At 71.9% G+C, this 13,684-nt stretch carries 9 protein-coding genes; 1 reads left to right on the top strand and 8 read right to left on the bottom strand.

The features are described 5' to 3' along the window. The first annotated feature begins 90 nt into the window (after positions 1 to 90). On the top strand, positions 91 to 4,374 hold the full coding sequence (locus ACY34M_RS17140; protein WP_462716892.1) for a caspase family protein: 4,284 nt from the start codon (positions 91 to 93) through the stop codon (positions 4,372 to 4,374). Between the two features lie 77 nt (positions 4,375 to 4,451). Here the strand turns inward: ACY34M_RS17140 and ACY34M_RS17135 are convergent, their stop codons facing one another. The 8 genes from ACY34M_RS17135 to ACY34M_RS17100 all read right to left on the bottom strand — a co-directional run bounded on the left by ACY34M_RS17135 (position 4,452) and on the right by ACY34M_RS17100 (position 13,418). Beyond that, positions 4,452 to 6,026, bottom strand: a complete 1,575-nt coding sequence (locus ACY34M_RS17135; protein ID WP_462716893.1) for a PTS ascorbate transporter subunit IIC — start codon at positions 6,024 to 6,026, stop codon at positions 4,452 to 4,454. Between the two features lie 43 nt (positions 6,027 to 6,069). Next, positions 6,070 to 6,870, bottom strand: a complete 801-nt coding sequence (locus ACY34M_RS17130) for a PTS sugar transporter subunit IIA (protein ID WP_462716894.1) — start codon at positions 6,868 to 6,870, stop codon at positions 6,070 to 6,072. Positions 6,871 to 6,978: 108 nt separating this feature from the next. Next, entirely contained in the window at positions 6,979 to 7,950 is a 972-nt protein-coding gene (locus ACY34M_RS17125; protein ID WP_462716895.1) for an ABC transporter permease, read from the bottom strand. Then, positions 7,937 to 8,734, bottom strand: coding sequence for an ABC transporter ATP-binding protein (locus tag ACY34M_RS17120; protein WP_462716896.1), 798 nt, complete (start codon positions 8,732 to 8,734; stop codon positions 7,937 to 7,939). The genes ACY34M_RS17125 and ACY34M_RS17120 overlap by 14 nt, the downstream gene beginning before the upstream one ends. Positions 8,735 to 8,778: 44 nt before the next feature. Then, on the bottom strand, positions 8,779 to 9,885 hold the full coding sequence (locus tag ACY34M_RS17115) for an aliphatic sulfonate ABC transporter substrate-binding protein (RefSeq protein WP_462716897.1): 1,107 nt from the start codon (positions 9,883 to 9,885) through the stop codon (positions 8,779 to 8,781). A 324-nt stretch (positions 9,886 to 10,209) separates the two neighbouring features. Then, a complete protein-coding gene (locus tag ACY34M_RS17110; RefSeq protein WP_462716898.1) occupies positions 10,210 to 11,442 on the bottom strand; it encodes an acyl-CoA dehydrogenase family protein in 1,233 nt (410 codons plus the stop codon). Positions 11,443 to 11,455: 13 nt separating this feature from the next. Continuing rightward, entirely contained in the window at positions 11,456 to 12,085 is a 630-nt protein-coding gene (locus tag ACY34M_RS17105) for a winged helix-turn-helix domain-containing protein (RefSeq protein WP_462716899.1), read from the bottom strand. 328 nt (positions 12,086 to 12,413) lie between these two features. Beyond that, entirely contained in the window at positions 12,414 to 13,418 is a 1,005-nt protein-coding gene (locus tag ACY34M_RS17100; RefSeq protein ID WP_462716900.1) for an amino acid ABC transporter permease, read from the bottom strand. Positions 13,419 to 13,684: the final 266 nt, after the last annotated feature.

Below are 13,684 nucleotides of genomic sequence, written 5' to 3'. Positions count from 1 at the left end.
TGACCGTGGTCCCGGTGTCACCGGCGCCCGCACCGGGAGCGCGCAGGATCGTCGTCGCCCGGACCGGAGCGGCAATCGCCGGCGTGCTTCGTGTCGCGTGACCGCGAGGACCGGACGGAGCCGCGCCGATTCCTTCTCGCGACGGCGGTGACCCGGGACCCCGAGGCGGCGGACCCCGGCCGAGACGGGGCCGGAGCGGCCGCGGCGCGCGAGCGCGTCGTGGAGCTGTTCACCGGGCCTCTGGGGTATCAGCACGTCACCGATCTCGGCCTCGATCCGACGAGCGATCAACTGATGCGGAAGCTGCGGGCGTTCTGCACGTCGCCCGACCGGCGACCGGACGACCTCGTCGTGGTCTACGTCGCCGGGCACGGGGAGATCCGCGACGGCGGCGAGCACGTACTGCTGACGTCCGGCACGGACCCCGAGGGCGTCCAGGACGCCCTGCCCACGCCGACACTGGTCCGCACGCTGCTGCGTGGAACCGCCGTCCGGCGGATCCTGCTGCTGCTCGACACGAGTCATTCGGGGCAGGGCGGCGCTGAACCGCTCGCGTCCGCACTGGTCAGGACGAGCGGCGACCGGGACCAGGAATCAGGGAGGCCCCGGACGGATCTTGTCGTCGTCTCCTCGGACCAGCCGTGCGAGCGGGCCGTGAGCGGTTCGTTCTCCGAACTGCTCGCCCGTGCGGTGGACAGCCCGGCGGTGGCGGGCCGCGTCCCGCCGACCCTGGCGCTCGACGCGGTGGTGCAACAGATGAACGATCACGCCGACCGCCCCCGCGATCAGCGCATCGGCCTCGCGCGGATCGGTCCGACCGGTGCGATGCCCCCCTTCCTGCCGAACCCGCGCCACGAGTCACGCATCCCGGAGACCGACCTCGCGCTTCAGCGGGCGGTCCAGTGGAAGGAACCCGCCGAGCGGCGGGGCTGGTGGTTCTGCGGCAGGCGGACGGCGCTGGCCGGGATCACCGCCTGGCTGCGGGCCCGCGACGAGGACACGCCGCGTCTCCTCGCCGTGACCGCAGGACCCGGGTCCGGCAAGACGGCCACCCTCGGGCTCGTCGCCGCGCTGACGCACGAGGAACGGCGCCGCACCGTCCCGCTGGACACCCTCGGCCTCACCGCTGCCGAACTGCCGGCCCCCGGCGACATCGACGTCAGCGTCTACGCACGGAGCCTGACGGACGACCAGGTCCTTCAGGACCTGGCCGCCGCGGCCCGCGTCGAGGCCGCCACGGTCGGCGAGCTGGCCGAAGCGCTGAAGCACAGGGCGTCCGCCGGCCGACCGTTCACCGCTCTGATCGACGCCCTGGACGAGGCGTCGACCCCGTACAGCCTGTGCGGCCGTGTCCTGCTGCCGCTGATCCGGCACAGCGGCGGAGCGGTCCGGTTCCTGCTCGGCACCCGACCGCACCTTCTGGGCGAACTCGGCCTGCGCCGCGCACTCCAGATCGACCTCGACGCCGACCCGTACGCGGATCCCGACGCCCTGCTGAGGTGCACGGTCCGCAAGCTGCTCGAAGGGCACCCCGACTCGCCGTACCCGGAGTGTCCGGAGGCCCTGCGGACGGCCGTCGCCAAGAAGGTGGCCGAGGCCGCAGGGGACTCGTTCCTCGTGGCGCGGATCTCGGCAGGCACCTTGGCGGCCCGCCCCGATGTCCCCGACCCCGACGACCCGGACTGGCCGGCCGCCCTGCCGCGCGTCCCCAGCGACGCGCTGCGACAGGACATGAGCCGACGCCTCGGCGCCGACGCCGACCGCGCCGCCGACCTGCTGCGACCGCTGGCCTTCGCGGAGGGGCAGGGCCTGCCCCGGGAGGATGTGTGGGCGCCACTGGCCGGTGCGTTGGCGGGGAGGCCGTACACCGACGACGACCTGATGTGGCTGCGGCGCGCAGCAGGGGCGTACGTCGTCGAGGCCGCGGAGGACGGGCGGTCCACGTACCGGCTGCACCACGCGGCCATGGCCGAGTACCTCAGGGAGGACAGGGGCCGGGCCGGGGTCCATGCCGCCGTGACACGTACCCTCGTCGCGCGCGTTCCCCGCCGGGCCGACGGCACGCACGACTGGGCGCGCGCCCACCCGTACGCCCGGCGACACCTGGCATCCCACGCGGCGCGCGCCCAAGAGCTCGACGCTCTGGTCGTCGACGCCGAGTATCTGGTGAACGCCGACCCCAACGAGCTGATGCCGCATCTGGACTCGGTGCGGTCCACGGCCGCCCGGCAGGCGGCGGAGGTGTACCGCACCTCCTTCGCCAGACACCGTGGCATGGACGCGGGCAAACGCCGCCGGGTCCTCGCCCTCGACGCCGCACGCTGCGGCGCGTCGGCCCTGCTGGCGGCGCTCAACCGGGGCAGCGGCCAGGGCGCTTGGAACCCCTTGTGGAGTTCCGGTGGCACGCTGTCCGCCGGCCTGCATGCCACGGTCACCCACGAGTCGGGTAAGGTGCGCGCGGTGGCGTGTGCGGAGTGGAACGGACGGCGCACCGTCGTCGCCGGTTACGGCGACACGACCGTACGGCTGTGGGACCTGGCCGGGGAGCGGCGGATCGGCGAGTGGGAGACGGGGCACGCCGGCGCCGTGACCGCACTGGCGTGGACCGTTCTGGACGGCCGGCCGCTCGTCGTCACCGGCTCCGGCGACCGGACGCTGCGGGTGTGGGACCCGGCGACCGGGCAGCGCTTGGGCGAGCCGATCGCCGGTCATGAGGCCCCCGTGACCGCGCTGGCGTGCACGGTCCTCGACGGGCGGACCGTGGTCGTGAGCGGCTCCGAGGACAGCACCGCCCGCATGTGGGACCTGGCCACCGGCCGGCTGGTGGGCGAGCCGATGCGGGGCCACACCGCCCCGGTGTCCGCGGTCGCGTTCGCCGAGGTGGACGGGGACACGGTGGCGGTGACCAGTTCCAGGGACCGCAGGGTGAAGGTGTGGAACCTCGGCGGCGACGGACCCACCCCCGCGTACGAGTGGCGCCACTCCTCCCGGATCAGCTGCATGGCGTGTGTCGAACTGGACGGGCGGCCGGTCGTCGTCACGTGCTGCACCGACCGGCGGGTGCAGGCCTGGGACCTGATCGACCGCACGCTGCGCAAGGAGATCAGGACCGACCACGACCGGGCGATCGGCGCGGTCGCGTGCGCGGTTCAGGACGGCCGCCTCGTGACGGTCACCGGCTCGGACGACGGCGCCGTCAAGGTGTGGGACATGAACACGGGGGAGCACCTGGGCCGACAGCCGATCGGGCACTCCGCCGAGGTGACGGCCGCCGCCTGCACGGAGCTGGGCGGAACACTGGTCGCCGTCACCGGCTCCGAGGACCGGTCCGTCCACGCATGGGATCTGACCACTGCGGGAAAGCTGATCGGCGGCCGGGTCAACGCGGCGACCGCCGTGGCATGCACCAGCCTGAACGACCGCCCCGTGGTCGTCACCACCCACGGCGACCTGTCGATGCGGCTCTGGGACACCGCCACCGGCGAACTCCTCGACTCGCACCGGCTCGGCCACACAGGCGCCGTCACCGCACTGACCTGCGGCCTGATCCGGGGACAACCGGTCGCCGTCACGGCCTCCGAGGACGCGACGGTACGCGTCTGGGACGTGGCCACAGGGCGGGAGCTCCCCGGCCCCGGCTTCGTCCACGACGGCCGGGTCAACGACGTGACGAGCATGACCCTGAACGGCCGGTGCATCGCCGTCGGCGCGGCGGAGGACGGCACGGCACGCGCCTGGGACGTGGAGACCGGCGAACCGTTCGGCCGGCCCCTGACCGTCCATGTGGGCCCCAGCGAACTGGGCGTCCGCGCCCCGCTCTCCACGGTGGCGTGCGGCGAACTGCACGGGCGCCCCGTCGGAGTCGTCGGATCGCCGCGCGCCGAGCTCCGGGTGTGGGACCTGGTCACGGGCCGGCCACCGGTGTTCCCCTCCGGGGAACAGCTGCCGAGCCGCCCGTACGCCTCGATGAGCATGAGCCGTGACGTCAGCGCGCTGGCCTTCGCCGCGCGGGGCCCCGCACCCGAGGGCGCCTCACCGGTCGTCGTCACGGCGGGGCGCAGCGGCCGGATCCGTGTGTGGGACCTGACCTCCCTGCGGGTCGGCACTCCCTTGACGGGGTACCAGGCGACCTGGAACGGCCTGCGGGACCGTGGCGCCGCGGTGACGGCGGTGACGACGACCGAACTGGACGGGCGGCGCGTCGCGGCCACGTGTTCCGACGACCGGACGGTGCGTCTGTGGGACCTGGACACACACCGGGCCCTGGGAGCCGTCGACCTCCCCGACCCGTGCCACGCGGTGGCGTTCAGCCCTGAGGGGCATCTGGTCTGCTGCTACGGCGACCACATCACCGTGCTCAACCGGGCGACGTAGAAGACGCTCGCGCTCGGGCGCGGATCCGTCGAGGGCCCGCGACGATGCGGGCCCTCGACGGATGCCGAGGACGCGACTCAGTCCTCCGGCGGAGGCGGCGGCACCGGGGCGCCGTCCGGAGGCGTGATCTTCGCGTACGTACGGGAGACGGGGGTCTCGCCGCCCGCGGCCTCGTCGTGCTGCTCCGGGCGGTCCTCCGGCGGCAGCAGCGCGGCGCGCTTCGCGCCCGGGTCCCAGCCGGTGTCCACGACCCGCTTCTGCCAGGTGATGGCCGCGGCGAGGATCAGCAGGCCGACCACGAGCATGAGGATCACGCCCGCGACGTCACCCGCCTTGGCGACGTTGCCGAGGATCAGGCCGAGCCAGCCGAAGTCGGCGTCGCCGAACGTGGTGTTGGCCGAGCCGAACGAGCCGAGCACGCCGAGCAGGAACGCGGGCAGGAACGTGATCAGTACGCCGTTGAGGAACGAGCCGAGGGCCGCCCCGCGGCGCCCGCCCGTCGCGTTGCCGAAGACGCCCGCCGCACCACCGGTGAAGAAGTGCGGGACGAGCCCCGGAAGGACGAGGGCCGTGCCGAAGGCGGGCTTGAAGACACCGACGAGCAGACCGAGGCTGACCAGACCGCCGACGAACGAGCAGATGAAGCCGACGAGCACGGCGTTCTGCGCGTACGGGAAGACGATCGGCGCGTCCAGCGCGGGGATCGCGCCCGGCACCACCTTCTGCGCGATGCCCTGGAAGGCGGGGACCAGCTCGCCGAGGATCGTACGGACACCGAACAGGATGACGGCGACGGCGATGCCGAACTGGAGGCCCTGGTTGACCGACGACATCAGGTAGTTGCCGACGCCCGTGGAGGCCGCGCCGCCGTCCGTCGCGAACGCCTTGAACGCCTCCGTCTTCCCGACCTTCGCGAGGAAGACGATCGCCATGATCATGTAGATGAGCAGCATCGACAGGGCCGTGGCCACCATCGAGTCACGCAGGAAGCGCAGCCCCTCGGGCAGGTTCATCTCCTCCGTCGAGCGGCTCTTCTTGCCGACGGCCTGACCGGTGGCACCGGAGACGATGTACCCGGCGGTCCCGAAGTGCCCGACGGCGACCGTGTTGTTGCCGGTGACGCGCTTGGTCCATGGATGGGCGAAGGCCGGCATCGCGACGAGCATGATGCCGAGCAGCACCGCACCGGCGACGACCACGACCCACGAGGTGACGCCCGCGGTGGCCATCACCATGGTCAGCAGCGTGGCCATGAACAGCATGTGATGGCCGGTCAGGAAGACGTAGGAGAGCGGGGTGAAGCGGGCAAGCAGCAGGCTGACGAGGAAGCCGAGGATCATCAGCCATGCCACGCGTGAGCCGTACTCGGCCTGCGCGATGCCGACGATCGCCTCGTTGGTGGGGATCACACCGTGCGAACCGGTGGCGCCCGTGATCATCGTGCCGAGCGGGGCGAGCGAGTTGGTGACCAGCGTCGCGCCCGCGCCGATCAGCAGGAAGCCGAGGGTCGCCTTGATGGCGCCGCCGATGACCTGGCCGGTGGTCTTCTTCAGCGCGATGAGACCGACGGCCGTGATGATGCCGATGAGATAGGCGGGGACGCTGAGAATCTCGTTGACGATGAATTTCGCGATGTCCACGAGGGTGTTCATGCGGACTCCTGGGGAGGGGGAGCGGAAGCGGGAGCGGTGGGGATCACACGTCGTAGAGGTCGCGCATGGCCGCGTCGACCTCCTTGGTGCTGGTGAAGTCCTCGATCACCCGCACCGGCACCCCCACGTCGCCGAGCGTCCGCGCGATCTCCCGCGACGTCATGATGGCCACGGCCTCCGACGCCTTGCCCTTCGCGGAGATGGTGTCGGTCGCCTCGGTGGTGATGTACCGGCCCCACTTCCAGCGGTCGAGCACCTTGTCCAGCGTCGACTTGAGGAACAGGCTCGTGCCCACGCCGTTGCCGCACACCGTCAGAATCTTGTGCATGCCGTGTCCTGAGCCCTTGGACGCGGCCGCCGGAGGCGTGCTGTCGGACGGCGCCGCGTCCTGCACTTCTTCGCCCGTGAGGATCTGCCGCAGCGCCTCCGGGGTCGGCGCGCGGTCGAGGGCGGCCGAGGTGTCCGGGTCGGCGAGCAGCCGCGCGAGGGCGCCCATCGCCTGCGTGTGCGCCCCGGCGTCCTGGGCGGCGAGCGCGACGACGAGGTGGACCGGGTCGTTCGTCTCGTGCCCGAAGTTCACCGGCGTCGAGAGCCGGACCCATGACATGCCCGTACGCAGCACGGCCGGTGAGGGCCGGGCGTGCGCGAAGGCGAAACCGGGCGCGATGACGATGTAGGGCCCGTTCTCCTCGACGTTGCGGAGCATCTCCTCGGTGTACGTGTCCGTGCTGACGTCCGTGGACACGAGCAGGCCGCCGGCGGTGCGCACGGCGGCCTGCCAGTCGGGGGCGGCCACGTCGAGGCGGATGGCCTCGACGGGAATCAGATCGCTGAGTTCACTCATATGAGCAGTGGTCCCGAGCGGCGCTCCCGTGTCAGCCCGACACGCCGGGGGACGGCACCTTCGTTATGAGGTTCCTTCGAGTGCCGTCCCCCGTGGCCGTGCACCCGGTCAGCGGGTGACCAGCAGCCCCCGGCTCCGCAGCACCCGCCGCTCCAGCGGGCTGAAGATCAGCAGATCGATCGCGATCCCGACGAGGAGGATCAGCAGGATCGCCAGGAACACCTGCGACATGCTGCTGTTGTTGCGGCCGTTCTCCAGCAACTGGCCGAGCCCCACGCCGAGGTCGGGAGACGAGGCGATGATCTCGGCGGCCATCAGCGAGCGCCACGAGAACGCCCAGCCCTGCTTGAGGCCCGCCAGATAGCCCGGCAGCGCCCCCGGCATCACGATGTGCCAGGCCCCGCGCAGCCCGGTCGCGCCCAGGGTCCGCCCGGCGCGCAGGAACAGCGGCGGGATCTGGTCGATGCCGGCGACGAGGCCGTTGGCGATGGACGGGACCGCGCCGAGCAGGATCACGGCATACATCATCGAGTCGTTCAGGCCCAGCCAGATCACGGCGGGCGGCACCCACGCCACCGACGGCAGTGCCTGGAGCCCCGACAGGATGGGGCCGATCGCGGCCCGGACGAAGCGCACCCGGGCCACCAGCAGGCCGAGCGGTGTGCCGATGGCAAGGGCGAGGAGGAAGCCGAACAGTCCGCGGGAGACGGACACCCAGATGGTGTCGAGGAGCGTGCCCTGCAGCCAGGCCGTGCGCACCTCGCCCCACACATCGGCGGGCGAGGCCAGCTTGTAGTCGGGCACGACCTCCGCCCACACCAGCAGCTGCCAGACCACCAGCACCACGGCGATCGCGGTGACGGGCGGCAGCACCTTGCGGCGCAGTGTCTGGCGCAGCGGCGTACGGACGGACCGCACGGTGTCGAGCGCGTCGAGCCCGGCCTCCAGACCCGCCAGATCGCTGGAATGGCGCGTCGCGCCGGGCGCGGTGGCGTCGTCCGTCGTGAGGTCGGGCCCGGCGGCGACGCCCTTCTTGCCGTCCACGTCGGCGGAGGCGACGGCGTTGTCAGTTGCGGCCATGGCGGCGGATCTCCTCACGCAGTTCTTCGGTGATCTCGGCGGACAGTTCGGCGACCGCGGTGTCCTCGAGGCGCCGCGGCTGCGGCACGTCGACCGTCCACTCGCGGGCGACGCGGCCGGGGCGGGACGACAGCAGCACGACACGCTGCGCCAGGCGCACCGCCTCGCGGACGTTGTGCGTCACGAACAGCACCGACACGCCCGTCTCCCGCCAGATGCGGGTCAGTTCGTCGTGCAGCACATCGCGGGTGATCGCGTCGAGCGCGGCGAACGGCTCGTCCATCAGCAGCAGCCGGCTGTCCTGAGCGAGCGCGCGGGCGAGCGCCACGCGCTGGCGCATGCCACCGGACAGCTCGTGCACCCGCTTGCCGTGCGCGTCCGAGAGCCGTACGAGGTCGAGCAGGCGCCGCGCCTCCGCGCGCCGCTCCTTCGCCGCGACCCCGCGCAGCTTCAGCGCGAGCTCGATGTTCTTGCCCGCGGTCAGCCACGGGAACAGTGCGTGTTCCTGGAACATCAGGGCGGGCCTGCCGTCCGTGGCGATGGTGCCCGCGGACGGCAGGTCGAGGCCCGCGACCAGATTGAGCAGGGTGGACTTGCCGCAGCCCGAGGCCCCCAGGAGGGTGACGAACTCGCCCGGCGCGACATCGAGCGTGATGTCGTCGAGGACGGGCTGCCGGCCACCGGGCGCACCCGGTGCGGGGAAGGCTTTCGATACGTGCTCGATACGGGCGGCGTACGGCACCGCCTCGGCGGCCCGGGCCGGCTGGGTGATCGTGGTGGCCATGGGCGTCACCTCCTGGGGACTCGTCAACGTGGCTGCTGAATGGGTTACTTGGCGCCGAGACCGGCGTCGTCGACCTCGTCCTGGCCCTCGGCCTTGAGGACCTTGTTGAGCGGCCGCAGGTCGTAGATGCCCTTCAGGTCGGGTCGCTCCAGGAGTCCGGACTTCACCGCGTGCTTCGCCTCGGTGTCGAGGGTGGCGGCCAGCGGGTCGTCGAGGAACGCGATGGACTTCCAGGCCGGGTCGATGACGTTGTCCGGCAGCGCCTTGCCCGACAGCTTCTGCAGCGCGTCGTTGGCGGAGGCCTTGGCCTTCTCCGGGTTGGCGTTGATCCACTTGTTGGTCTTCACCGAGCCACGCAGCACGGCCTCGACGACGTCCGGGTGTTCCTTGAGGAACTTCTGCGACACGATCATGTTCGTGATCACGAACTTCTTGTCCGGCCACAGGTCGGACTCGTCGAGCAGCTCCTTGGCGCCCTCGGCGACCAGCTTGGACGCGGTCGGCTCGGGCACCCAGGCGCCGTCGATGGAGCCGGACTTGTAGGCGTCCGGTGTGATCTTGTTGTCCGTGCGGACGACGGAGACGTCGCCCTTGCCGCTCTGCGCGTCGACCTTCCAGCCCTTCTCCGCGATCCAGTTGAGGAAGGCGACGTCCTGCGTGTTGCCGAACTGGGGCGTGGCGATCTTCTTGCCCTTGAGGTCGTTCTGGGACTTGATCTTCTTCGGGTTCACGACCAGCTTGACGCCGCCCGAGGCCGAGCCCCCGATGATGCGCAGGGACTTGCCCTTCGACTTGGTGTAGCCGTTGATGGCGGGGGAGGGGCCGATCCAGCCGATGTCGATCGATCCGGCATTGAGCGCCTCGATCTCGGACGGTCCCGCGTTGAAGGTCGACGGCTTGATCTGGGTGCCGCCGAGCTCCTTCTGCAGCAGCCCTTCCTGGACACCCACCAGGGCGGTGGCGTGCGTCAGGTTGGGGAAGTAGCCGATCTTCACCGAGTCGGCGGAGAGCTTCTTGGCGTTCTTGACGGCCTTGGCCTGGCCGCCGTCGTCGGCGGACTCGGAACCGTAGCCGCAGGCGCTCAGGGCGAGCGGGAGCACGGATATCGCGGCGAAGGTGCGCAGGATGGTGCGCGGGCGTGCGGCAGACACGGAGGTGTCCTCTCGGGGAATGGATGGTTCGGGGGAGACGCTCGGGGCGCCGTGGGACCGGGGCCGCGGGGACCGCGGGGCTCGCCGGCGTGGACGGACTCAGGCGGCCCGACAGATGGCGGTGCAGGTGCGGCCGAGGTCGATGTGGCGGCGCGAGGTCAGCGGCGGGCGCGACAGGACGGCGCGACGGCTGAACGTGCTCATGGCCACCCCCTGGCTTCCCCAGTTTTCCTACCTGACTGATAGGGATCGTGGCAGAAGGTGGCCCTCACCCCAAGAGGGTGTTCACAATATGGACGAGTGTGTCTCGTATTTTAAGAACGCTCAGGCCGGGAGAGGGAACGGAGGCTGCGCTCCGTTGAGGAAGTAGTCCCCGATGTCGCGGAGTTGGTGGCCGATCGGCTCGTACAGGGTGTGGGTGCGGGCGTTGCGCCAGAAGCGGTCGAAGCCGAGGCGTGCGGAGGCGGCGCGCGGGCCGACGATGTCGAGGGCCCGGGTGGTGGACTCCTGTGCGGCCCGGGCGGCGGCGGCCTCCGCCATGGTCACGAGGGTGGAGACCTCCGCGCACTCGTCGTACGAGAGGTCGTCGCCGAGGGCCAGCGCGTCCTGTACGGCGCCCAGCGCCTGGTCGGCGAGGGCGGAAGCGGAGCGGATGAGGACGGTGAGCTCCCCGTAGGCCGTCAGGACCTGCGGATCGTGCGGGCTCCCGACCGGCCACGCCGGGTGGAGCGGCGTCTGTCCCGTCCTGCTGTACTCGCGGGCCTCGGCGAGCGTCCCCTCGGCCGTGCCGAGCAGGACCTGGACGGAGATCAGGTGGGAGACGGGCGACGCCAGGGCCGTCCGCGGCGGCAGGAAGTCCTCGTCCGCGGGCAGCGGGCCGAGCACCTCCTCCGCGGCGACCGGCACGTCGTCGAACTCCACGCTGCCCCCGCCGGCGAGCCGCCGCCCGAAGGTGTCGGCGTCCCCGTCGATCACGACGCCGCGCCGGTCGGCGTCCACCACGACCGCGAGCGGCGCGCCCGTGTCCGCGAGGACGGCCCGGACGGCGATCCGGTCCGCGACCAGGACCCCGGTGGTGTAGTCCTGCCGGCCGTTGAGCACGAGGCCGTCGGCGGTCCTGGTCAGCGTCAGCACGGGCTCCTGCCGGGCGAAACCGCCGCCCCAGCAGCTCTGTTCGGCCGCGGAGCGCTCCTCGACCTGTGCGACGGGGGCGGGCCCGGCGAAGAACTGGGCGCTGCCCGCCAGGAAGTAGTGACAGCCCAGCAGTTGGCCGATCGCGCCGTCGGCGGCGGCGATCTGGCGGACCACCGCGCAGACGGCCGCCCACTCCCCGCCGTCCCCCTCGGCCCCGGCCGCCGCGGGCGGTGTCAGCAGGCCCGCCTCGCGCAGCCGGGACACCTCGTCGACCGGGGCCTTGCCCGCCTGCTCCCTGGCGACCGCGTCCGTGGCGAGGTCGTCCGCCACCTCGCGGGCCACGCGCAGCCAGTAGGGGGCGTCGGGCCCGGTGGTCCGGTCGTGCGGGGAGGCGGGGCGGGGCGACGCGGTGGCAGGGCCCATCACGGTGATCTCCTCAGGGTCGGTGGCGCGGCGCGGAGTCGGGGCTCTCCCGCAGGTCGGGCTGCCGGTCGGGTACGTACTTGTAGCCCACGCGCCGCACGGTGACGATCTGGTGGCGGTGGGCCCTGCCCAGCTTGCGCCGCAGTCGGGCGATGTGGACATCGACGGTGCGGCCGTCGCCGACGTGGTCGTAGCCCCAGACCGACGTCACCAGCAGCTCGCGCGTCAGCACGTGGTGGGGGCGCTGGACGAGATGCCTCAGGAGCTCGAACTCCAGGTAGGTGAGGTCGAGTTCGCGCCCCTCCAGCTCGGCGACGTGGCGCGTGGAGTCGATGCGGAGGGAGCCGTCCGTCACCGGTGCGGCCGGGGTGCGCGGGGCAGGGCCCGGCTGGGCGGCCGCCCGCTGGAGCGGGATCGGGTCCGCGGCCGTGACCGGCCGGAGCTCGGGCCGTGGCCTGCCCTCGGCGAACAGTTCGGCGGGGTCGGTGCCCTCCGGTACGAGCAGGAGGTATCCGACCATCGGTACGGAGCCGTGCTGCCCGGCACCGCCGCCCTGTGGGGCGTTGCGTACGAGGCTGAGGTGGCGGGAGTCGGCGAGCGGCGCGGTGGCGTGCGGGGCCCGGGTCTGCGGTGCCGTGGTCATGGCGGTTCGTCCCTCGGTGGTGTGTCGGTGCGCCGGGCGAGCGGTGGATCACGTCACCTGTTGCGTCCGGCGGGTGGGCGCGGAGTGGCACGGTCCGGGATGTGGACGGTGTGCCTTACGCGCGACAGCACGCGGCGCTGACGACGCGACCAAAGTCGACATGCCGACGACGAACGAGTCGTTGCTGCTTACGGGACATGTGCCTCATCCTGTGGGTCCGCGACGGGGCGGTCAAGCATTTCCTAGTAATTCGATAGGGAAACTCGGGAAAGTCTCGCATAGTGAGAGGCGACGGTCTCGCGCGGGGCGGTGGTGGCCAGGTCGTGGCTCACTTCCGGCCGTCCACCGCAGGCCGCGCGTCGGCGGCCGTCACCCTGCTCAACCACGCCCGTACGACGGTGGATCGGTGGCGCAGTCGCTGCACCGGCGAAGGCGGCAACGTACGTGAGTCGCCCCGCGCGTAATGCCGCTCCACGTAGTACTGCCCGACGCTGAGCAGGCTCGTCACCGCGATGTACCAGAGCGTGGCGACCATGAGCAGCGGGATGACCTGGTACGTCTGGTTGTAGATCAGCTGCGCCGAGTACAGCAGGTCGTGCACGGCGAGCACGCTGACGATGCTCGTGCCCTTCAGGGTGCCGATCAACATGTTCCCCGCGGTCGGCACGATCGAGCGCATCGCCTGCGGGACGACGATCCGGTGCAGCGTGCGGCGGCGGCTCAGTCCGAGTGCCTGGGCGGCCAGGGTCTGCCCCCGGTCGACCGAGAGGATGCCGCCGCGCACGACCTCGGCGGCGTACGCGGTCTCGTGCAGGGTCAGGCCGATGAGGGCGGTGAGGGTCGGGCCGAGCAGGTTCACCGTCTTGACCGTGAGGAACTCCGGGCCGAACGGGATGCCGAGGCCGAGCGTGGGGTACAGGGCGCCGATGTTGAACCAGAACAGCAGCTGCACCAGGAGCGGCGTCGACCGGAAGATCCACACGTAGCCCCAACTGAGCGTGCGCAGAATCGGGTTGGCGGACAGCCGCATCGTCGCGAGGACGGTGCCGAGCAGGAATCCGAGCGCCATCACCGCGGCGGTCAGCCACACCGTGAGCAGCAGCCCGTCCAGCACGGCGGAGGTGGTGAAGTAGTGGCCCACCACCTCCCACTGGAAGGCGTCGTTGCGGACGACCGAGTTCAGCACCATCGCGAAGACCAGCAGCGCGACGGCGGCGGACACCCAGCGGCCGGGGTGCCGGCGCGGCACGATCCGCGCGTGCGCGGGGATGTTCTGCGGCTCGTCGGGCGGTGCGGCGGGGGAGGAGGGTTCGACGTAGGACGACGTGGTCATGGGGAGGCTCTCCGGGGGAGGGAATCGCGGGCGTGGGTGAGATCGCCCGGCGGCGCTCGACAGTGGGCGCGGCACACAGGCGCTGCGCGGACACGGGGTGCTGCCGGGCTTCGGCGTCGTCACATGCGCCGCGTCCCTCAACGCGGCCGGAGCGGCCGCGCGCACGGCGGGACCGGTCCGCCGACGATCGTATGCGCCCGCGGCACCGATGTGTCAACAAGGCCCGGGCGCGGCCGATTCGGGGCGGCGAGACACCATGGCGTCCT

Source organism: Streptomyces sp. EDA2-14 (assembly GCF_054963755.1).
This window is presented reverse-complemented; position numbering and strand designations above follow the sequence as displayed.